General features: G+C 71.9%; 18 protein-coding genes. 15 read left to right on the forward strand and 3 right to left on the reverse strand.

Annotated features, from left to right (window positions below):
• The first annotated feature begins 16 nt into the window (after positions 1–16).
• Positions 17–1,063: a phosphatase PAP2 family protein gene (locus IEZ25_RS13975; protein ID WP_318152232.1), complete on the forward strand. Its 1,047-nt coding sequence runs from the start codon at positions 17–19 to the stop codon at positions 1,061–1,063.
• Positions 1,064–1,176: 113 nt separating this feature from the next.
• Here the strand turns inward: IEZ25_RS13975 and IEZ25_RS13980 are convergent, their stop codons facing one another.
• Entirely contained in the window at positions 1,177–2,130 is a 954-nt protein-coding gene (locus IEZ25_RS13980) for a hypothetical protein (RefSeq protein WP_191200041.1), read from the reverse strand.
• Positions 2,131–2,455: 325 nt separating this feature from the next.
• On the opposite strand from IEZ25_RS13980, the gene IEZ25_RS13985 reads away from it, so the two are divergent.
• The gene (locus IEZ25_RS13985) at positions 2,456–3,883 is read left to right on the forward strand and encodes a C40 family peptidase (RefSeq protein WP_191200042.1); all 1,428 of its coding nucleotides are present in this window, start codon (positions 2,456–2,458) and stop codon (positions 3,881–3,883) included.
• A gap of 96 nt (positions 3,884–3,979) precedes the next feature.
• On the opposite strand, the gene IEZ25_RS13990 is transcribed toward IEZ25_RS13985, so the two are convergent.
• Complete coding sequence (locus IEZ25_RS13990; protein ID WP_191200043.1) at positions 3,980–4,852, reverse strand: sulfotransferase domain-containing protein; 873 nt, start codon at positions 4,850–4,852, stop codon at positions 3,980–3,982.
• Between the two features lie 35 nt (positions 4,853–4,887).
• Here IEZ25_RS13990 and IEZ25_RS13995 point away from each other — a divergent pair, with 35 nt between their 5' ends.
• The 6 genes from IEZ25_RS13995 to lon all read left to right on the forward strand — a co-directional run bounded on the left by IEZ25_RS13995 (position 4,888) and on the right by lon (position 12,136).
• On the forward strand, positions 4,888–6,903 hold the full coding sequence (locus IEZ25_RS13995) for an acyl-CoA dehydrogenase family protein (RefSeq protein WP_191200044.1): 2,016 nt from the start codon (positions 4,888–4,890) through the stop codon (positions 6,901–6,903).
• Entirely contained in the window at positions 6,900–7,496 is a 597-nt protein-coding gene (locus IEZ25_RS14000; RefSeq protein WP_191200045.1) for an alpha/beta hydrolase, read from the forward strand. Before IEZ25_RS13995 ends, IEZ25_RS14000 begins: the two co-directional genes overlap by 4 nt.
• A gap of 2 nt (positions 7,497–7,498) precedes the next feature.
• Positions 7,499–8,185, forward strand: a complete 687-nt coding sequence (locus IEZ25_RS14005) for a class I SAM-dependent methyltransferase (RefSeq protein WP_191200046.1) — start codon at positions 7,499–7,501, stop codon at positions 8,183–8,185.
• A 69-nt stretch (positions 8,186–8,254) separates the two neighbouring features.
• Positions 8,255–8,836 (forward strand): carboxymuconolactone decarboxylase family protein, encoded by a 582-nt coding sequence (locus IEZ25_RS14010; protein WP_191200047.1) that lies wholly within the window; start codon positions 8,255–8,257, stop codon positions 8,834–8,836.
• Positions 8,833–9,696 (forward strand): RNA polymerase sigma-70 factor, encoded by an 864-nt coding sequence (locus IEZ25_RS14015; protein ID WP_318152233.1) that lies wholly within the window; start codon positions 8,833–8,835, stop codon positions 9,694–9,696. The genes IEZ25_RS14010 and IEZ25_RS14015 overlap by 4 nt, the downstream gene beginning before the upstream one ends.
• A 67-nt stretch (positions 9,697–9,763) precedes the next feature.
• Entirely contained in the window at positions 9,764–12,136 is a 2,373-nt protein-coding gene (gene lon / locus IEZ25_RS14020) for an endopeptidase La (protein WP_191200048.1), read from the forward strand.
• 121 nt (positions 12,137–12,257) lie between these two features.
• On the opposite strand, the gene IEZ25_RS14025 is transcribed toward lon, so the two are convergent.
• On the reverse strand, positions 12,258–12,842 hold the full coding sequence (locus tag IEZ25_RS14025; RefSeq protein ID WP_425572754.1) for an inorganic diphosphatase: 585 nt from the start codon (positions 12,840–12,842) through the stop codon (positions 12,258–12,260).
• 64 nt (positions 12,843–12,906) lie between these two features.
• Here IEZ25_RS14025 and dacB point away from each other — a divergent pair, with 64 nt between their 5' ends.
• The 7 genes from dacB to folE all read left to right on the forward strand — a co-directional run bounded on the left by dacB (position 12,907) and on the right by folE (position 20,414).
• Positions 12,907–14,397 carry a D-alanyl-D-alanine carboxypeptidase/D-alanyl-D-alanine endopeptidase gene (dacB, locus tag IEZ25_RS14030; protein WP_191200050.1) on the forward strand — a complete coding sequence of 497 codons (1,491 nt, stop codon included), beginning with the start codon at positions 12,907–12,909 and terminating at the stop codon, positions 14,395–14,397.
• Between the two features lie 145 nt (positions 14,398–14,542).
• The gene (locus IEZ25_RS14035) at positions 14,543–15,559 is read left to right on the forward strand and encodes a zinc-dependent metalloprotease (protein ID WP_191200051.1); all 1,017 of its coding nucleotides are present in this window, start codon (positions 14,543–14,545) and stop codon (positions 15,557–15,559) included.
• A complete protein-coding gene (gene tilS / locus IEZ25_RS14040; RefSeq protein WP_191200052.1) occupies positions 15,556–16,539 on the forward strand; it encodes a tRNA lysidine(34) synthetase TilS in 984 nt (327 codons plus the stop codon). Before IEZ25_RS14035 ends, tilS begins: the two co-directional genes overlap by 4 nt.
• 95 nt (positions 16,540–16,634) lie before the next feature.
• Positions 16,635–17,063, forward strand: coding sequence for a response regulator (locus IEZ25_RS14045; RefSeq protein ID WP_191200053.1), 429 nt, complete (start codon positions 16,635–16,637; stop codon positions 17,061–17,063).
• A gap of 9 nt (positions 17,064–17,072) precedes the next feature.
• Positions 17,073–17,624: a hypoxanthine phosphoribosyltransferase gene (gene hpt, locus IEZ25_RS14050; RefSeq protein WP_191200054.1), complete on the forward strand. Its 552-nt coding sequence runs from the start codon at positions 17,073–17,075 to the stop codon at positions 17,622–17,624.
• Between the two features lie 115 nt (positions 17,625–17,739).
• Positions 17,740–19,797, forward strand: coding sequence for an ATP-dependent zinc metalloprotease FtsH (ftsH, locus tag IEZ25_RS14055; RefSeq protein WP_344057203.1), 2,058 nt, complete (start codon positions 17,740–17,742; stop codon positions 19,795–19,797).
• Positions 19,794–20,414: a GTP cyclohydrolase I FolE gene (gene folE, locus IEZ25_RS14060; RefSeq protein WP_318152234.1), complete on the forward strand. Its 621-nt coding sequence runs from the start codon at positions 19,794–19,796 to the stop codon at positions 20,412–20,414. The genes ftsH and folE overlap by 4 nt, the downstream gene beginning before the upstream one ends.
• Positions 20,415–20,446 lie beyond the last annotated feature (32 nt).

The following is a 20,446-nucleotide window of genomic DNA, read 5'->3' on the forward strand; positions in this document are numbered from 1 at the left end:
CCTAGACTGACTCCTTGTGTACAGACCTGCCTATGCCCTGCTCGTCGGGGTCGCAGGCACCATGGGGGTGCTGGCCGTCACGGCCGCGATCACGCTGAACCGGCCGCTCGTCGACCCCGAGGGCTTCCTCGGCCCGTCGTGGCTGCGCCTCCCGCTTCTGGTCCTCGGTGCGTTCCTGCTCGACCTGCTCCCGCGGACGCTGTGGTACTCCCGGCTGAAGCCGCCGTTGATGCTCGACATCGCGCGGGAACGGATCCGCACCCACTGGGACCGCGAGCGGATCATCCTGGTGGTGCTCGGGCTGGTGTCCTTCTACGTCACCTACGTCTGCTACCGGAACCTCAAGTCGTTCCTGCCCTTCATCATGGGCGAGGACAAGTACGACCGCGAGCTGCACCTCATCGACCGCGCGCTGATGTTCGGCCACGAGCCCGCGACGATCCTCCACGCGATCTTCGGCACCTCGATCGCGCCGCACATCCTCTCCACGATCTACCTCTGGTTCCTGCCGCTCGTGCCGCTGGCCCTGGCGGCCTGGCTGGTGTGGTCGCGCAACATCACCTTCGGCTACTGGTTCGCCACCTCGCAGTGCCTGGCCTGGTCGCTCGGCACGGCCTCCTACTACGCGCTCCCGACGCTCGGCCCCGGCTTCCAGTACAGCTACCTCTACACCGACCTCCCCGACACCGGGTCGAGCGCGCTGATGGAGGCCCTGTTCTACGGGCGCAAGGGCGTGATCCGCGACGGCGCGGAGGGCGCGGTCCAGTCGGTGGCGGGCTTCGCGTCGCTCCACGTCGCGATCACCCTGCTCGTCGCGCTGATGGTGCAGTACACGCTGCGCAACCGGCTCATCCGGATCGTCTTCTGGGTCAACTTCTCGATCACCGTGGTCGCCACCCTCTACTTCGGCTGGCACTACATCGCCGACGACCTCGCTGGCGTCGTGATCGCCCTGTTCTCCTTCTGGCTCGGCGGGCTCGCCTCCGGGCAGAAGTTCGACAGACACGGGCTCGCCTCGCACCCGACCTCCACCACGCGTCAGGTGCCCGTCGACGCCGAGTGAGCGGCGTACGCCCCTGCCCGTCTGGGCTGGAGTCACCGGATATCCGGTGACCACCCCGCTTGTCACGCCAGATCTCGGTCACCAAGCGGGGGACTCGGGTGCGAACCCGGGCGTCAGGACGCCAGCTTGTTGCGGGATGCCATCACGCGCCGGATCCTGGCCGCCAGCTGTTCGGGGCGGGCCAGGGCGGCCCAGCCGATCCGGATGCAGGTCCAGCCGGTGAGCTGGCAGACCAGCTCCTCGCGCTCCTTCTCGCGGACGAGGAACTCCTCGAGCGTCTCGCCCGGCCTGCGGTAGCGCTCGTACTTGATCCGCCCGTCGAACTCGAGGAACACCCCGAGATCCGGCCACGCGAAGTCGACCCGAGCCACCATGAGGCCGCCCTCGTCGAAGATCTCGACCTGCGGCTCGGGCTTCACCAGGCCTTGGGCGTGCGCCAAGTAGCTGAAGCGGTCCTCACCCACGGACTCCAGGCGACCGTCGGCGAGATGAAGGACGAGGTTGGTCGTCAGGCTGCCGGGCCAGTCGCGGTGCACCTCTGCCTGCTCCTTGAAGTCCTCGAGCGTCATGGCCTTCGCGTGCAGTAGCCGATTCACCGCCACGAGTGCAGCCTCGACACCGGCGATGGTCGTCACCTCGAACGCCGAGCGTGCGGCGACGCTGACCGTCACGCCGTTCAGCTCCTCGAGGTCGTCAGGTTCGAGCACGCCGCGGTGCGGGACCCAGTCACGCTGTTGGCGGCCGGCGCGCTCGGGACCCGTTCGGGTCGTGTGGACCACGTCCAGGGAGAAGCCCCACAGCGGTATCCCGCGTTCGACGAGTGACGACACGTGGGTCACGGCCGTCTCGCTGTGAGCCCGCGCCAGGACCGCGCGGGTGAGCAGCCGGTGCCGATCTTCGGGCGTGAGCTCGTCCCACGCCGCGTAGTCGACGTACGCCCCGTAGCGGATCCGCTTGAGGGCCTTGGCTCGCACCAGCCGGTCGATCTGGTTGTCGGTCATGCCGCTGGCGAGGAGGTCGCGGCGCAGGCGTACGACACCGTCGAGGTCGATGCGTGGGCTTGTCATGTAGGCCCGATGCCCTCGCGCCCGAGCCCGTACGCCTGTCTCGGTGCATCTGTGGACAACCGCGCCCCACAGCGGCTTCGCGCCTGAGTTTCCCGCTTGGTGGCCCAGATCTCGGGTGCTCACCGGGGTGGTCACCGGATATCCGGTGACTCCAGCCCCGACCAGGCACGAGAATGACATCGATGTAGTTCGCAAGCCGACACGCCGACGAGTTCTGAGATTCTTGGGAAAACTGTTCCCCGTGTGACGAAAGTTCACTAACGTGCCTCGAGTTGCCCGTGCGAAGGGGAAGTCGCACGGGCCCGACACCCGAAGAGGAACCCCCGTGCCCTTCGCAGCACCCCAGCACCTGCCGGACCCGCGTCGTACGACGTCGCGGTGGGCGAGCGCGCTCGTGCTGGTCGCCGGGCTCGCGGTCGGCGGGCACGGCGTGGCGTTCGCGAAGGACGACCCCAGCGACCAGGTGGTCCCCAGCGAGGCGGATGTCGCCGAAGCCGAGCAGCACGTCGCGGACAAGGGACGTGACGTCGCCGCGGTGCAGGCCGACCTGATCCGGGCCAACCTCGCCCTCGACGCCGCGGGCGACACCGCCGGGCAGGCGGCCGAGGCGTGGAACGGCGCCCGCTGGCGCGCCGAACAGGCGCGCGAGGAGTCCGAGCAGGCCGACGCCGCCGCCGAGGCCGCCCGGGCCGACGTCGCCGAGCAGCGCCAGCTGTACGCCGACACCGTGGTGCAGTCCTACGAGGAGGCCTCGCAGGTCCAGGGCCTCGCTGCGGTCGTCGAGGCGGACGGCATCTCCTCGCTCATCGACCGCTCGGTGACGATGGGCAACACCTCGGAGGCGCTCGACGACCAGTACAGCTCGTACGTCGCCTCCTCTGCCGTCGCCGAAGCCACCGCCACCGCCGCGACGCAGGCGAGCGACCGGGCCGAGGCCGCCGAGCAGGAGGCCGAGTCGGCCCGCGACGAGGCCGCCGCCGCGGAAGCAGACGCCGGCGCACTGAGCGCCTCCATCGCGGCGACGAAGTCCGACCTGATCGCCGAGCTCGCCGAGCTCAAGGGCATCAGCGTCCGCCTGGCAGGCAAGCGCCAGCAGGCACTCGAGGAGCAGGCAGCTGCCGCCGCAGCAGCCGCAGCCCAGGCGGAGGCCGAAGCAGAGGCGGAGGCCCAGGCCCAGGCGCAGCAGGAGCAGGAGCAGCAGTCGACACCGACGCCCACTCCGACGCCCACCCCGACCAGCACACCCACCCCGACGCCCACCAGCACGCCGACGGCGACCCCGACCGAGACGCCGACCCCCACGCCCACGCCCACCCCCACGCCCACCCCCACCTCGACCAGCACGCCCACGAGCGCGCCCACCCCGACCCCCGAGCCGCCCCCGGCCACGGGCGACGCCACCGCCGTCATCGCGTTCGCGCAGTCACAGATCGGCAAGCCCTACCGCTGGGGCGCGGCCGGCCCGGACTCCTGGGACTGCTCCGGCCTCACCTCGGTGGCCTGGGCGCAGGCGGGCAAGTCGCTGCCGCACTACTCGGTCGCCCAGTACTCCGAGTCGACGAAGATCTCCGCGAGCCAGCTCGCACCCGGGGACCTCGTGTTCTGGGGATCGTCGAGCAGCCCGGGCTCGATCTACCACGTCGCGCTCTACATCGGCGACGGGCAGATCATCCACGCACCGCGCACCGGGCGCCCGGTCAGCCAGGAGTCGATGTACTCCTGGCGCGCGCCCACCTTCTTCGCCCGTCCCTGAGGCTTCGCACCCAGGTCTCCCGCTTCGCCCCCCAGATCTCGGGTGCAAAGCGGGGTGGTCACCGGATATCCGGTGACTCCAGCCCCGACGCGAGGCTCAGCGCACCTTTCGCGCGAACCGGGCGGCCAGCTCGGCGGGATCGAGGTCGCCGTCGAGCACGAGCCGGGTCGGCCAGGCCGAGGTGTCGATCCCGGAGAGCTCCTCGAACAGCGCGAGGTCCCTGGCGTAGACCTCGGCGACCCGGGCCAGGTCGTCACCGGTGGGGGCGGTGCCGGGGACCTGCTCGGCGCCGGCGTGCCAGTTCCGCAGGGGCGGCACCTGCTCGAAGCGCGGCAGCCCGAGGAAGTCGGTGGTCCGCTCGACCGTCGCCGAGAAGTCGCCGAGCATCTGCCTCAGCTCGAGCAGCAGCCACTGCTGTCGCGGGAACAGCTCGAAGCCGCGCTGCAGCTGCTCGCCGTAGAACCCGCGCGCGATGCCGGTCATGTGCCGCCACCGCATGGTGCGCACCTCGTCGGGCGAAGGCACCTCGTCGGGCAGCGAGGTGTGCGGCCACTCGGTGAGGAAGTCGGGCCAGTCGGGCCACTCGAGGTTGCGCGAGCGCAGCATCACCCAGTGGGAGAACAGTCGCTCGAGCGGGTCCCGGAAGACCGCGATCAGCGGCATGTCGGGCTGGTAGGCGCGCATCCGCTCGAGCGCGTGCGGCCAGTAGAGGTACGTCGGTGAGGCGTCGCCGAGCAGCTGGTGGACCGGCGCCCGACGCGGGGCGGTGTAGTCGCGGGCGTGGTCCGGCGCCGACCAGTCGACGGTCTCGTCGTCGAAGTAGTGCCGCTCCTTGTCGGGTGGCTGGCACACCAGCCGGTGCTGGTTGAGCGTGACCGCCAGCGTCGACGTACCGCCCTTCTGCACGCCGACGACCGCGTAGTTGTAGGCCATCTCCCCTGGAGGAGTGGCAGCGGCGGACGCGTTCATCGCCGTGAACCTACCCGGATGGCTACGTTGGGGCCATGACGGCACAGGAGCAGGCGCCGGAGGCGGAGACCACGACGGAGGCCGACGGCTACCGCCAGCCCGACGTCGACGTCGACGCCGTGCGCGTGCTGCTCGACGGGCCCTACCGCGAGGTCCGCGACCTGGTGCGCACCGACCTCGTCGAGCACGCGCAGGTCCTGCTCGACGCGGAGCAGATGACCACCGCCGACTTCCGCGAGCGGGTCTTGGACGTCGTGGTGACGATGGCCGGCACCGGCCAGACGGGGATGGGCTTCCCCGAGGAGTACGGCGGTGGCGGCGACATCGGCGCCTCGGTCGCCGCCTTCGAGACCCTCGCGTTCGGGGACCTCTCGGTCCTGGTCAAGGTCGGCGTGCAGTTCGGGCTCTTCGGTGGCGCGATCCTCCAGCTCGGCACGAAGCCCCACCACGACGCCCACCTCGCCGATGTCGTCGCCGGCCGCACGATGGGCTGCTTCGCGATGACCGAGACCGGGCACGGCTCCAACGTGCAGGCCCTCGGCACCGTCGCGACGTACGACGTCGAGGCCCAGGAGTTCGTGATCGCCACCCCCGACGACGCGAGCCGCAAGGACTACATCGGCAACGCGGCGGCCCACGCCGAGCTCGCCGTCGTGTTCGCCCAGCTCGACATCGGCGAGGCAGAGGCGCGCGAGCGGCACGGCGTGCACGCCTTCGTCGTGCGGATCCGTGAGGACGGGCAGGTCGTCGACGGCGTCCGCGTCGAGGACTGCGGCCCCAAGACGGGCCTCAACGGCGTCGACAACGGCCGGATCTGGTTCGACGGTCTTCGGGTGCCGCGGACCGCCCTGCTCGACCGGTTCGCCGAGGTGACGCCCGAGGGCCGCTACCTCTCGCCGATCGACAACGCCGACAAGCGCTTCTTCACCATGCTCGGCACCCTCGTCCAGGGCCGTGTCTGCGTCGGCGGCGCCGGCATCAACGCCGCCAAGGTCGCCCTCACCATCGCCGTTCGCTACGCCGTGCGCCGTCGTCAGTTCGAGGCGACCGAGCCCGACCGGGAGCAGGTGCTCCTCGACTACGGCATGCACCAGCGCCGGTTGCTGCCGCTGCTCGCGCGCACCTATGCGCTGCACCTCGCCCAGGAGGTCGTGGCGGGCCAGCTGCACGACGTCTTCTCCCGGGAGGAGGACGACGAGCACGCCCGCCGGATGCTCGAGTCACGCGCCGCCGGCACCAAGGCGCTCGGCACCTGGCACGCGACCCGCACCATCCAGGAGTGCCGCGAGGCCTGCGGCGGCGCCGGCTACCTCAGCGAGAACCGCTTCGCCGCGCTCAAGGCCGACACCGACGTCTTCACCACCTTCGAGGGCGACAACCACGTGCTGCTCCAGCTCGTGGCCAAGGGGTTGCTGACCGACTACGCCGGCGAGTTCGAGGAGATGGACCAGCTCGGCATGGCCCGCTTCGTCGCCGGCCTGGCGGTCGACACGGTCGTCGAGCGGACCGCCGTCCACAAGCTCGTCCAGTCGGTGCGCGACCTGCTCCCCGGCGGCGAGAGGTGGGACCAGGAGGCCGGGCTGCTCGACCCGAACTACCAGCTCGCCATGCTCCGCTTCCGCGAGGAGCACATGATCGGCGGCGTGGCCCGCCGGCTCAAGCACGGCATCGGCCAGGGGGAGGATCCCGGCGCCGTCTTCTCCCGCGTGCAGGACCACGTCATCGCCGCCGCCCGCGCCCACACCGAGCGGCTGGTGCTCGAGGCGTTCGTCGCCAGGACCGCCTCGCTCCCCGACGGCGACCTCAAGGTCGCGCTCGACCTGCTCTGCGACCTCCACGCGCTGAGCACCATCGAGGCCGACCGGGCCTGGTTCATGGAGCACGGGCGCCTGTCCAGCACCCGCTCGAAGGCCCTCACCCGCGAGGTCAACGCGCTGTGCCGCAAGGTCCGTCCGCTCGCCGTCGACCTCGTGGACGCGTTCGGGGTGCCCGACGAGGTGCTGCGCAGCCCCGAGCTGCTCGGCTGGACCGACACGGGACCGGTCCGATGACCTTCGGCGGGTCGCCCACTCGCTTCGAGCCGTCGAGGGCCAGCCGGGGCCTCGCGCTGGTGGCCCCCGGCCGCGCGTACTCGCCCAGCAACCCCCTGCTCGACTTCACCCGGGTCGCGCTGCTGCAGCACGGCTTCACCGTCCAGCAGCTGTGGTGGGACACCACTGCGCGCGGCGACGCCGAGGACCCCGAGCCATGGGTACGCCGTCACGTCGCGGCGGCGCACGCGGCAGAGGATGCCGACCACGTGCTGGTGGTGGGCAAGTCGCTCGGCACCCGCGCCGCGTCGTACGCCGCCGAGCGCGGGCTCGACGCGATCTGGCTCACCCCGCTGCTGGTCGACCCCGCGGTGGCCGAGGCGATCGCGGCCAACCCCGGCCGCCAGCTCCTCGTCGGTGGCCTGGCCGACGAGCTCTGGGACCGCGCCGTCGCCCGCGAGCTGGCCGACGCCGGTTGCCGGCTGCTCGAGGTGACCGACGCCGACCACGCCATGGCCACCCCCGACGCGGTCCGCACCGCCGAGATCCACCTCGAGGTCGCCCGCGCCGTCGAGGCCTTCCTCGCGGGCCTCCCGGGCCGGCCGGCGGCCTGATCATGCGCCTGCCACGAGGGCTCGTCGGGGCGTGGAGCCAGGACCCGCTCTGGGCGAAGGTCTACCCGGTCCTCATCGAGCACCCGGTGCTCGGCGCGCCGCTCTGGCGGCTCGGGCTCGGCACCGACATCCGTCGTCTCCGCGCCGCCGCCAGCGAGATCGGCGAGCTGCCCGACGGCTCGCGCGTCCTCGACGTGCCGGCCGGAGGAGGGGTCGCCCTCCGCGGCCTGCGGCCCGACGGGCACCTCGACTACGTCGCCGCCGACATCTCGCCACGGATGCTCGAGCGCACCCTCGCGGCGGCCCGCGACCGGGGAGTGGCGGGCCAGGTCACGACCTCGCTCGCCGACGTCGGCCGGCTGCCCTTCGCCGACGGGACGTTCGACCTGGTCGTCTCCTTCACCGGCCTCCACGTCTTCCCCGACCCACAGCGAGCCCTCACCGAGATGGTCCGCGTCCTCAAGCCGGGAGCCGCGCTGAGCGGCAGTGCGATCTTCGCCGACGACTTCCGGGGGATCGAGCGACGCTACGAGCTGGTCCACGCCGCCGGTCGGCTGGGCCGGGTGCTCGGCCCGATGTGCTCCTCGACCGACGCGGTCCGCTGGCTCGCCGAGGCCGGCGCGCTCGACGTACGACTCGAGATGAGCGGAGGAATCGGCTGGTTCCACGCGGTGCGGGCGGTGTCGTGACCGGCACCTGTCACAGATCGTCGGCGGTCGGTGTCTCCCTGTCATCCACCCGATCGACCAGGAGATGACATGCCCAGCAGCTTCCGCGTCCCGCAGGCCAGCCTCGACGGGGTCTACGGCGCGATCATGACCCGTGTGGCGAGGCGCATGTGGGGCCAGGTCCCCGACAACGCCTACGTGCTCTGGCACCACCGGCCCGTGACCCGGGCGATCTTCGGCTTCGAGCAGAAGGTCGCGCGGTGGAAGGCCCTCGACCCGCACCTGAAGACGTACGCCGAGATGGCGGCCGCGGGCGTCATCGGCTGCTCGTGGTGCCTCGACTTCGGCTACTTCATGGCGCACGCCAAGGGCCTCGACGAGTCGAAGGTCCGCGAGGTGCCGCGCTGGCGCGAGTCCGAGGTGTTCACCGACCTCGAGCGCGACGTGATGGCGTACGCCGAGGCGATGTCGGTGACCCCGCCCGAGGTCACCGACGAGATGGTCTCCGCCCTCGACCGCCGGCTCGGTCACGCGGCCGTCGTGGAGCTGACCATGATGGTCGCCGTCGAGAACGAGCGCTCGCGCTTCAACTCGGCGATGGGTCTGGCCTCGCAGGGCTTCAGCGACGTCTGCGAGCTGCCGCTCGCCCGGGCCGGGGCGGCCGGCCAGTGACCGAGCCCTTCCTCACCCACCGCAACCTGCTCTTCACGGTCTCCTACGAGATGCTCGGCTCGGCCGCCGATGCCGAGGACGTGCTGCAGGAGGTCTGGCTCCGGTGGGACGGCGTCGCGGTGGGGGAGGTGCGCGACCCGCGCGCCTACCTCGTCCGGATGACCACCCGGCTCTCGCTCAACCGGCTCCGCACGCTCGCCCGGCGCCGCGAGGACTACGTCGGCACCTGGCTGCCCGAGCCGGTGCTCACCGTGCCCGACGTGGCGCAGGACGTCGAGCTGGCCGACAGCGTCTCGACCGCGATGCTGCTGGTGCTGGAGACGCTGCCGCCGGTCGAGCGGGCGGTGCTGGTGCTGCGCGAGGTCTTCGACGTGCCGTACGCCGAGATCGCCGAGGCGGTCGAGAAGTCCGAGCCGGCGGTGCGCCAGATCGCCCGCCGCGCGCGGGCGCACGTGGCCGAGCGCCGCCCGCGGACCGCGGTGAGCGTCGCGGAGCGCGACGCGGTGATCGAGCGGTTCCGCGCGGCGACCGAGACGGGCGACCTGCAGTCGTTGATGGACGTGCTGGCGCCCGACGTGGTGCTGATGACCGACGGGGGCGGCAAGGTGCAGGCCGCGCTCAGGCCGATCTTCGGGCGCGACAAGGTGCTGCGCTTCCTCACCGCGGTCACCCCGGACGCACTCGAGCTGGTGCCGGTGTGGCTCAACGGGTCGCCCGGGATCCAGTTCGTCATCGCCGGCCACCGCGACGGCGTCGGCACGATGCTCGTCGAGGACGGCGTGGTGACGCGGCTGTTCCTCGTGCGCAACCCCGACAAGCTCGGCTCCGTCACCGACCCGGTCGACCTCGCCCGACTGTGACGCCGACGTTCGCGGTGGGCGAACCGCGATCCGGAATCCCGACCGGCGCGAGGTGTGTTGAGAGGACATGACGCAGAACCTCTCGCTCCCCGTGGTGTTCCTCCACGACACGGTCGTGCTGCCCGGCATGGTCGTGCCCATCGAGCTCGACGACTCGGCCCGCGCGGCCATCGACGCCGCGCGCCTGGCCAGGGACTCCGCGAAGGAGTCCGGCCCCGACGCAGAGTCCGAGCCCACCCGCGTGCTCGTCGCACCGCGACTCGAGGACCGCTACGCCACCCACGGCGTCGTCGCCGTGGTCGACCGGGTCGGCCGGTTCGCCGGCGGCAAGCCCGCCGCCGTGCTCCGGGCCGAGCGTCGGGTCGCCATCGGTGCCGGCGTGACCGGTCCCGGTGCCGCCCTCTGGGTGGAGGCCGAGGCCGTCCCGGAGACGCCGGTGACCGACGAGCTCCGCGCCCTCGCCGAGGACTACCGCGCCCTCGTCGTCTCCATCCTCGAGCGTCGCGAGGCCTGGCAGATCATCGACAACGTACGGCGGATCGCCGACCCCGACGTGCTCGCCGACATGTCCGGCTACGCCCCCTACCTCTCCGACGACCAGCGGCGCCAGGTGCTCGAGACGCCGGACGTGGGCGACCGGCTGCGCCTGCTCGTCGAGTGGACCCGCGCCTACGACGCCGAGGACGAGGTCACCGACAAGATCAGCCAGGACGTCCGCGAGGGGCTGGAGAAGAACCAGCGGGAGTTCCTGCTGCGCCAGCAGCTCGCGGCGATCCGCAAGGAGCTCGGCGAGGGAGAGCCGGACGGCTCCGACGACTACCGCGCCCGGGTGGAGGGCGCCGACCTGCCCGACGCGGTCCGCGAGGCCGCGCTGCGCGAGGTCGACAAGCTCGAGCGGTCCAGCGAGCAGGCCCCGGAGGCCGGCTACATCCGCACCTGGCTCGACACCGTCCTGGAGCTGCCGTGGCACGAGCGCACCGAGGACGTGAACGACGTCATCGCCGCCCGCGCGGTGCTCGACGCCGACCACCACGGCCTCGACGAGGTCAAGGACCGCATCACCGAGTACCTCGCCGTCCGCGCCCGCCGCGCCGAGCGCGGCCTCGAGGTCATCGGCGGCCGCGGCTCCGGCGCCGTCGTGCTGCTGGCCGGTCCGCCCGGTGTCGGCAAGACCTCGCTCGGCGAGTCGGTCGCGCACGCCCTGGGCCGGAAGTTCGTCCGGGTCGCCCTGGGTGGCGTCCGCGACGAGGCCGAGATCCGCGGCCACCGCCGGACCTACGTCGGTGCCCTTCCCGGTCGCATCGTGCGCGCGATCAAGGAGGCCGGATCGATGAACCCCGTCGTCCTGCTGGACGAGGTCGACAAGGTCGGCGCCGACCACCGCGGCGACCCGGCCGCGGCGCTGCTCGAGGTGCTCGACCCCGCGCAGAACCACACGTTCCGCGACCACTACCTCGAGCTCGACCTCGACCTGTCCGACGTGCTGTTCATCGCGACCGCCAACGTCGTGGAGCAGATCCCCTCGGCCCTGCTGGACCGCATGGAGCTGGTGACCATCGACGGCTACACCGAGGACGACAAGGTCGCCATCGCGCGCGACTTCCTCGTGCCCCGCCAGCTGGAGCGAGCCGCGCTGACGCCCGAGGAGGTCACCGTCTCCGACGAGGCACTGGCCGAGCTCGCGGCCAACTACACCCGCGAGGCCGGCGTACGCCAGCTCGAGCGGCTGCTGGCCAAGGCGTTCCGCAAGGCGGCGACGAAGCTCGCCACCGGCGAGGTCGACCGGCTCGACGTCGACCTGGCCGGCCTCAAGGACCTGGTGGGCCGGGCGCGCTTCACGCCCGACAGCCACGAGCGCACCGATGTGCCCGGCGTCGCCACCGGCCTGGCCGTGACCGGCCTGGGCGGAGACGTGCTCTACGTCGAGACGTCCGCGGCCGAGGGCACGGCCGGGCTCACCGTCACCGGACAGCTCGGCGACGTGATGAAGGAGTCCGCCTCGATCGCCCTGTCGTGGGTGCGGGCGCACGCCACCGAGCTCGGGATCGAGCCGTCCGCACTCGACCAGTCGATCCACGTCCACTTCCCGGCCGGAGCGGTCCCGAAGGACGGCCCGTCGGCAGGCGTCACGATGGTCACCGCGCTGGTCTCGCTGCTCACCGGGCGTCCCGTGCGCTCGGACGTCGGGATGACCGGCGAGGTGTCGCTCTCGGGCCGGGTGCTGCCGATCGGCGGGCTCAAGCAGAAGCTGCTGGCCGCCCAGCGCGCGGGGCTCGGCACGGTCTACGTGCCCGAGCGCAACCGCCCCGACCTCGACGACGTACCGGCCGAGCTGCTGGCCGAGCTGGACGTACGCCCCGTCGGACGGGTGAGCGACATCCTGGCCGAGGCCCTGGAAGCGGCCGCGCCGGCCGCGGGGTCGCAGGCCCGGGCCGCCTGAGGCCCGGAAACGCTGTAACGCCGGGTTAGTGGCTCTACCCACCCCGTTGCAACAGGGGGGGAAGAGCCACCAACCCGGCGTTACAGCGGCGGCTCGGCCCGCGCGGGGCGAGCGCCGAAGGTCAGGCGTTCTCGCCGAGGCTGTCGTCGGCGAGGTTGTCGACGTCGTTGCCGTGGCCCTCGGCCTTGAAGCGCTCGAAGGAGGCACGGACCTCGGCCTCCGCCTCGGTGCGGCCGACCCAGTCGGCGCCCTCGACGGACTTGCCGGGCTCGAGGTCCTTGTAGACCTCGAAGAAGTGCTGGATCTCGAGGCGGTCGTACTTGGAGACGTGGTTGATGTCGCGGAGGTGCTCCAGGCGCGGGTCGTGGCTCGGCACGCAGAGGACCTTGTCGTCGCCACCGGCCTCGTCGGTCATCCGGAACATCCCGATCGCGCGGCACTCGATGAGGCAGCCCGGGAAGGTCGGCGACTGCAGGATCACGAGCGCGTCGAGCGGGTCGCCGTCCTGGCCGAGGGTGTTCTCGATGTAGCCGTAGTCGGCCGGGTAGGCGGTCGAGGTGAAGAGCATGCGGTCGAGGCGGATCCGCCCCGACTCGTGGTCGACCTCGTACTTGTTGCGCTCACCCTTGGGGATCTCCACCAGCACGTCGAAGCTCTCCACGTCTTCCTCCACACTCCCGGCACGCACTCGGGCCGTCTCAGTCACTCTGCCGCCCCGAGCGGGAGCCCGAGGCGAAGTCCTGGGGGCAGTGTCGCGCACAATGGCCGCGATGCGCGAAGCAAGAGGGTCGAAAGATCGGGGACGTGAGGTACGCCACGTCCTCCGCAACTGGCTGCCACCCCTCCTGGTGCTCGCGCTGCTGGCAGCGGGGGTCGGTGCGTACCGCTTCGAGTGGGGCCAGCGCTACCTGCCGTGGCTGGCCGCCGACCCGGTCACCGAGCCCGAGCAGGTGCCACCGCCCGCCGGTCTCGACCTGCCCGCCTGGGCGGCGCCGGCGGTCGACGCCGAGCCGCTCGCCGTGACCGCGCCCGTGGTGCCCGACCGGGTGGAGCGGGCCGTCGCGCAGGCGCTCACCGACCCCGACCTCGGCCCTCACGTCGTCGGCGCCGTGACCTCGCTGACGCCCGGCTCGGAGGTCTGGACCTCCGGTGACGGGCGCTACCTCCCCGCCTCGACGACCAAGCTGCTCACCTTCGGCGCCGCGCTGCAGGTGCTCGGCCCCGACCACACGTTCACCACGAGGGTCGTGCGCGGCGAGGGTCCGCGCGACGTCGTGCTCGTGGGCGGCGGCGACCCGCTGCTCGCCAGCCAGCCCCTCGCGGTCGCCGAGGCGGAGTCGACGTACCCCGCCCGTGCCGACGTCTCCACGCTCGCCCTCGAGACCGCCGCGGCCCTCGGCGAGCAGGCCTGGGTCCGGGTCCGCTTCGACGACGGCCTCTTCAGCGGGCCGAGCGACAACCCCGCCTGGCGCCGCGACTACGTGCCCGACGACGTCGTCAGCCCGATCACCGCGCTGATGGTCGACAGCGGGATCGCCCCCGACGGCCTCTCCCGCTCCGACGACCCGTCCCTGGCCGCCGCCCGAGTCTTCGGGGACGCCCTCCGTGCCGCCGGCGTGGAGGTGGTCGGTCAGCCCACGCGGGTCGGCGCACCCACCGACCCGGCCGGCAGCGCCGAGGAGCTGGCCTCGGTCGAGAGCGCGCCGCTGTCGGAGGTCGCCGAGCGCATCATCGACGTCAGCGACAACGAGGGTGCCGAGGTGGTCGCCCACCAGGTCGGCCTGGCGGTCTCCGGCACCGGCTCCTTCGAGGCCGGCGCGGCCGCCGTGCTCGAGACCCTCGGCGGCGTCGGAGTCGACGTGAGCGGCGACGAGGTGTACGACGGCTCCGGCCTGTCGCGTCGCAACCGGGTCTCGACCTCCACGCTGCTGCAGCTGATCCAGCACGCCTCGGGACCCGACGGGGAGGTGATGCGGAGCATCGTCACCGGGCTGCCGGTGGCGGGCTTCACCGGCTCACTGACCTCCCGGTTCGCCGGGGGGCCGGCGATCGCGCGCGGCCTCGTGCGCGCCAAGACCGGCACGCTCACCGGCGTGCACGCGCTCGCCGGCATCGCGGTCGACCGCGACGGGCAGCCGCTGGCGTTCGTGCTCGCGGCCGACCGGGTGGCCCCGGAGGACTCCCTCGACGCCCGCGAGGCGCTCGACCGGGCCGCCGCCAGGATCGCGGCCTGCCGCTGCTCGGCGTCCGCCGCCGGTTGAGCAGGGCGCCCTGGCGCCCGTGCCGAGACCACGGCCACCCCTGGGAGATGGGTCTCGACACGCAGTCGCGAGCCCGGTCGCGTGCTTGCTCCACCTCCCGCCCCACGCCGCGAGCTCATTCTTCGCTCCCGGCTAGTGTCGTGACATGAACCTCGTCGACTGGGACTTCGCCGTGACTGTGGGGTCCCGGATCGCCGGACCGGGGCCGGACGTGTCCCCCGACGAGGCCGCCGCGGCCGTGCTCGAGCTGCGGGAGGGTGCCGCCCGCTCGACGCCGCTCGTCGGCGACTACACGGGCCTGCAGACGCGTCCCGGCACCGCACCGGTGCTGGTGGTCGACCGGCCGGGCTGGCTGCGCGCCAACGCCGACGGCTTCGCCACGATCCTCGACCCCATCGTCGCGAAGGTCGCCGAGAAGAAGGGGCGGCCGTCTCCGTTCGCCGAGGCGATCGGCTCGCGCGTCACCGGCGCCGAGGTCGGCCTGATGCTCGGCTTCCTCGGCTCGAAGGTGCTGGGCCAGTTCGACCCGTTCTTCGCCCCACACGGGCGCCTGCTCCTCGTCGCCCCCAACATCGTGCACGTCGAGCGCGAGATCGGCGCCGACCCGAGCGACTTCCGGCTGTGGGTGTGCCTGCACGAGGAGACCCACCGGGTGCAGTTCACCGCGAACCCGTGGCTCGGTGACCACCTCCTCGCCCAGATGCAGGGCATCGCCGACACCATCGAGCCCAGCGCCCTCCTCGACGGCCTGCGCCGCGGGGCCGAGGCCATCCGCGGCGGCAACGGCAGCGTCCTCGACCTGGTGTCGTCGCCCGAGCAGAAGGAGATCCTCGACCGGGTCACCGGCGTGATGTCGCTGCTCGAGGGCCACGCCGACGTGGTGATGGACGGCGTCGGCCCGACGGTCATCCCCTCGGTCAAGCAGATCCGCAAGAAGTTCAACCGACGGCGCCAGGGCATCGGCTCGCTCGACAAGCTGCTCCGACGGCTCCTCGGCCTCGACGCCAAGATGGCCCAGTACCGTGACGGCGCCGTCTTCGTGCGCCACGTCGTCGACAAGGTCGGCATGGAGGAGTTCAACGCGATCTGGACCGGCCCTGAGACGCTTCCCTCGAAGGCCGAGATCAGCGACCCCGACGCGTGGGTCGCCCGCGTGCTGTGACGCTCCACCCCTCGGTCGCCGCGGTCCGGGTGCCCGTCCGGGCCGAGCTCTCCCGGCTGGGTCCCGGGGACGTCGTCGCGGTCGCCTGCAGTGGTGGCGCCGACTCGCTGGCCCTGGCCTCCGCCGCGGTCTTCGAGGGTCACAAGCTCGGCCTGCGGGTGGCGGGGGTGACCGTCGACCACGGGCTCCAGCCCGGCTCGGCCGAGCAGGCGGAGCGCGTGGTCGCCCAGCTCGGTGCGATCGGTGTCGACGAGACGCTCACCGCCCGGGTGGAGGTCGACATCGCCTCCGGCCTCGGGCCCGAGGCCGCTGCGCGGGAGGCGAGGTACGCCGTCCTGGAGCAGGTCGCGGTCCACCTCGACGCCCGCCTGGTGCTGCTCGGCCACACGCTCGACGACCAGGCCGAGACCGTCCTGCTCGGCCTCGCCCGCGGCTCGGGCGGTCGTTCGCTGCAGGGCATGCGCCGAGGGTTCGGGGTCTTCGCGCGCCCGCTGCTCGGCGTACGCCGTGACGACACCGTGACCGCCTGCCAGGTCGAGGGCCTGGGCGCCTGGGACGACCCGCACAACCACGACCCCGGCTACACCCGCGTCCGGGTGCGCGACCGGGTGCTGCCGGTGCTCGAGGAGGAGCTCGGCCCCGGCGTCGCCCGGGCCCTGGCCCGCACCGCCGACCAGCTCCGCGAGGACACGTCGCTGCTCGAGGCGCTGGCCGACGAGGCGCTGGCACGGGCCGTGCGACCCGACGGGCTCGACGTCGACACCCTGGCCGCCGAGCCGGCCGCCCTGCGGCACCGGGTGATCCACCGGTCCGCACTCGACGCAGGCGTGCCGGCCTCGGAGCTCACCCGCGCGCACGTGCTCGAGGTCGACCGGCTGCTGGTCGCCTGGCGCGGGCAGCGCTGGGTCGACCTCCCCGGCCCGCGGCGGGCGGTGCGCCGTGACGGGCAGCTCGCGATCGAGGCCCCGCCCGCGTCCTGACGTCGCCCTCCTGAAATGATGCGGCCCGCCAGATGGGCGTGACCTCGTGGGTGGGTACGGGGTTGAGCAGGTACCCACACCTCGAGGGGGAAGAGATGCACCGAGTGCTGGTCGTCGACGACGAGCCTGATGTCAGGGACCTGGTCACCCTCATGCTGCGTCGCGCGGGATACGAGGTCCACAGCGTCGCCGACCCCCGCGAGGCCATCGCCGCCGCGGAGGACGTACGACCCGACGCGGCCGTCCTCGACTGGAGCATGCCGGGCATGAACGGTGGCCAGCTGTGCTCCCTGGTCCGCGAGCACCCCGAGCTCGGGGACCTGCCCGTGCTCATCCTGACCGCCCACGCCGACCGGCAGACCCGGGACCGGGCGTTCGCGTCCGGGGCGGACGACTTCATGTCGAAGCCCTTCACCCTCGCCGAGCTCACCCGGGCGATGGCGGGGCTGATCGACTCGCGTGACCGGGCCGGCGCCGCTCGGTCGGCACCCCTCGGACTGCCCGGCCCTGACGGCGCGCCCTAGGCTGCAGCCATGGACACGTCCCACGTGGAGCACGACCTGGTCAACGTCCTCTTCAGCGAGGCCCAGATCCAGCAGCGGCTGGGCGAGATGGCCCTGCAGATCACCGAGGACTACGAGGGGCGTGACCTGCTGGTGGTCGGCGTCCTGCGCGGGGCGGTGATGGTCATGGCCGACCTGGCGCGCGCGATGCCGCGCCACCTGGAGATGGACTGGATGGCGGTCAGCTCCTACGGCTCGGGCACGAAGTCGAGCGGTGTCGTGCGGATCCTCAAGGACCTCGACACCGACATCAGCGGTCGCGACGTGCTGATCGTCGACGAGATCATCGACACCGGCCTGACGCTGAGCTGGCTGGTCAACAACCTGTCCAGCCGCAGCCCCGCCAGCGTCGAGATCGCCACGCTGCTGCGCAAGCCGGAGGCGCTGTCGATGCCCGTCGAGCCCAAGTACGTCGGCTGGGACATCCCCAACGAGTTCGTCGTCGGCTACGGCCTGGACTACCGCGAGCGCTACCGCAACCTGCGTGACATCGGCACCCTCGCGCCCCACGTCTACTCCTGATCCGCCGGTCGACCCCGCCCGCGGCGTCGCCAGGCTTCACCCCGCCTGAAACAATGGTGTCCGAGCGGCGTGTAGCGTCGCGTCATTCATCTGTCGACACACTCGAAAGTTGCCTGTGAAGCGCATATTCAAGGGCCCCTGGCTGTGGATCGTCCTGTCCGCCTTCGCGGTGCTGCTGGCGATCCAGTTCCTCGCACCCAGTGATGGCTACGACGAGGTCAAGACCTCGACCCTCTCGAAGTACATCGCCGACGGCCAGGTCGACGAGATCGAGTTCAACGGTGTCGACCAGGAGATCCGGGCCACCCTCGACAAGGGCGTGCGCGAGGACGGCGACAAGGTCGTCGCCTACTACATCGACGGTCAGCAAGAAGGCATCCTGGCCGCCGTCGACGAGCAGGTCGCGGCAGGCAAGATCAAGGACTCCAACTCCGAGTTCCCCCAGCCCAGCTTCCTCGGCTCGCTGCTGGCCACGCTCCTGCCGTTCGCGCTGATCATCTTGCTGTTCATCTTCTTGATGAACCAGGCCCAGGGCGGCGGTGGTCGCGGCGTCATGCAGTTCGGCAAGTCCAAGGCCAAGCTGATCAGCAAGGACATGCCGAAGACGACGTTCAGCGACGTCGCCGGCTGCGAGGAGGCGATCGAGGAGCTCGGCGAGATCAAGGAGTTCCTCACCGACCCGGCCAAGTTCCAGGCCGTCGGCGCCAAGATCCCCAAGGGCGTCCTGCTCTACGGCCCGCCCGGCACCGGCAAGACGCTGCTGGCCCGCGCCGTTGCCGGCGAGGCCGGCACCCCCTTCTACTCGATCTCCGGCTCCGACTTCGTCGAGATGTTCGTCGGTGTGGGCGCCTCGCGCGTGCGCGACCTGTTCGAGCAGGCCAAGGAGAACGCGCCGGCGATCGTCTTCATCGACGAGATCGACGCCGTCGGTCGCCACCGCGGCGCCGGCATGGGCGGCGGCCACGACGAGCGCGAGCAGACCCTCAACCAGCTGCTGGTCGAGATGGATGGCTTCGACGTGCGCGGCGGCGTCATCCTCATCGCCGCCACCAACCGGCCCGACGTGCTCGACCCCGCGCTGCTGCGACCGGGCCGCTTCGACCGCCAGATCCAGGTCGACGCGCCGGACCTCAACGGCCGTCACCAGATCCTCAAGGTCCACTCGCGCGGCAAGCCGATCGCGCAGGACATCGACCTGCTCAGCATCGCGCGTCGCACGCCGGGCTTCACCGGTGCCGACCTGGCCAACGTGCTCAACGAGGCCGCGCTGCTCACCGCCCGCAGCAACGAGAAGCTCATCACCGACGCCTCGCTCGACGAGGCCATCGACCGCGTCATCGCCGGTCCGCAGCGGCGTACGCGCCTGATGAGCGAGCGCGAGAAGCTCATCACCGCCTACCACGAGGGCGGCCACGCCCTGGTCGCCGCGGCCCTGCCCGGCACCGACCCGGTGCACAAGGTCACGATCCTGCCGCGCGGTCGCGCGCTGGGCTACACCATGGTGCTGCCCGACCGCGACAAGTACTCCCAGACCCGCAGCGAGATGCTCGACTCCCTCGCCTACATGCTCGGCGGGATGGCGGCGGAGGCGCTGATCTTCCACGACGTCACCTCCGGTGCGGGCAACGACATCGAGAAGGCCACCGGGCTGGCACGCGCGATGGTGACCCAGTACGGCATGACCGAGCGCCTCGGCGCGGTCAAGCTCGGGGACAGCAACTCCGAGCCCTTCCTGGGCCGCGACATGGGCCACACGCGCAACTACTCCGAGGAGACCGCCGCCGCGGTCGACGGGGAGGTCAAGAAGCTGCTGGGCCACGCGCACCAGGAGGCGTTCGAGATCCTGGAGACCAACCGCGACGTCCTCGACGCGCTGGTGCTCGCGCTGCTCGACAAGGAGACGCTCGACAAGGCGGAGATCGCGACGATCTTCGAGCCCCTCACCCGGCGTCCCAACCGCCCCGCGTGGACCGGTTCGCCCGAGCGGGTCCCGTCGTCCATCCCGCCGGTCGACATCCCGCAGGAGATCCGCGACCGCGTCAACGCGGAGGCGGCCGCCCAGGAGGCCGAGGGCAACGTGATCCTCACGCCGCCCGGTGCTGGTGGTGACATGCACGGCACTCCCGACCCGGGCACGGACACCCCGGCCCCGCCACGCCCGGACGCGCCGTGACCGACCGGATCTCCACGCCGGAGGTGGCGCCCGAGGAGGTGCCGCCGTTCGACCACGCGCGGGCCGAGGCTGCGGTCCGCGAGCTGCTCGCCGCCATCGGCGAGGACCCCGACCGCGAGGGGCTGCTCGAGACGCCGGCGCGGGTGGCTCGGGCGTACGCCGAGCTGACGCAGGGCATGCGCCAGACCGCGGCGGAGATGCTCACCACCACCTTCGACCTCGGCCACGACGAGATGGTGCTGGTCCGCGACATCGAGCTGTGGTCGATGTGCGAGCACCACCTCGTGCCCTTCACCGGCGTCGCCCACGTCGGCTACATCCCGGCCGAGAGCGGCAAGATCACCGGTCTGTCCAAGCTCGCCCGGCTCGTCGACGTCTACGCCAAGCGTCCGCAGGTCCAGGAGCGGCTGACCACCCAGGTCGCCGACGCGCTCATGGAGATCCTCGAGGCACGCGGTGCCATCGTGGTGATCGAGGCCGAGCACCTCTGCATGACCATGCGCGGGGTGCGCAAGGCCGGGGCCCGCACGATCACCTCCGCGGTGCGCGGCACGATGCTGACCGACCAGGCCACCCGCGCCGAGGCGATGTCGCTGATCCACGCGGGATCCAGGTGAGCGAGGGCGCCGCGCCGCGTCCCCCCCGGGTG

It is taken from the genome of Nocardioides hwasunensis, assembly GCF_014779665.1.
Taxonomy (GTDB): domain Bacteria; phylum Actinomycetota; class Actinomycetes; order Propionibacteriales; family Nocardioidaceae; genus Nocardioides; species Nocardioides hwasunensis.

Coding starts and splice junctions, on each gene's coding strand:
- IEZ25_RS13980 (WP_191200041.1), bottom strand. CDS start 2,130: ATGACAAGCCCACGCATCGACCTCGACGGTGTCGTACGCCTGCGCCGC.
- IEZ25_RS13990 (WP_191200043.1), bottom strand. CDS start 4,852: ATGAACGCGTCCGCCGCTGCCACTCCTCCAGGGGAGATGGCCTACAAC.
- IEZ25_RS13995 (WP_191200044.1), top strand. CDS start 4,888: ATGACGGCACAGGAGCAGGCGCCGGAGGCGGAGACCACGACGGAGGCC.
- IEZ25_RS14000 (WP_191200045.1), top strand. CDS start 6,900: ATGACCTTCGGCGGGTCGCCCACTCGCTTCGAGCCGTCGAGGGCCAGC.
- IEZ25_RS14005 (WP_191200046.1), top strand. CDS start 7,499: ATGCGCCTGCCACGAGGGCTCGTCGGGGCGTGGAGCCAGGACCCGCTC.
- IEZ25_RS14010 (WP_191200047.1), top strand. CDS start 8,255: ATGCCCAGCAGCTTCCGCGTCCCGCAGGCCAGCCTCGACGGGGTCTAC.
- lon (WP_191200048.1), top strand. CDS start 9,764: ATGACGCAGAACCTCTCGCTCCCCGTGGTGTTCCTCCACGACACGGTC.
- dacB (WP_191200050.1), top strand. CDS start 12,907: ATGCGCGAAGCAAGAGGGTCGAAAGATCGGGGACGTGAGGTACGCCAC.
- IEZ25_RS14035 (WP_191200051.1), top strand. CDS start 14,543: ATGAACCTCGTCGACTGGGACTTCGCCGTGACTGTGGGGTCCCGGATC.
- IEZ25_RS14045 (WP_191200053.1), top strand. CDS start 16,635: ATGCACCGAGTGCTGGTCGTCGACGACGAGCCTGATGTCAGGGACCTG.
- hpt (WP_191200054.1), top strand. CDS start 17,073: ATGGACACGTCCCACGTGGAGCACGACCTGGTCAACGTCCTCTTCAGC.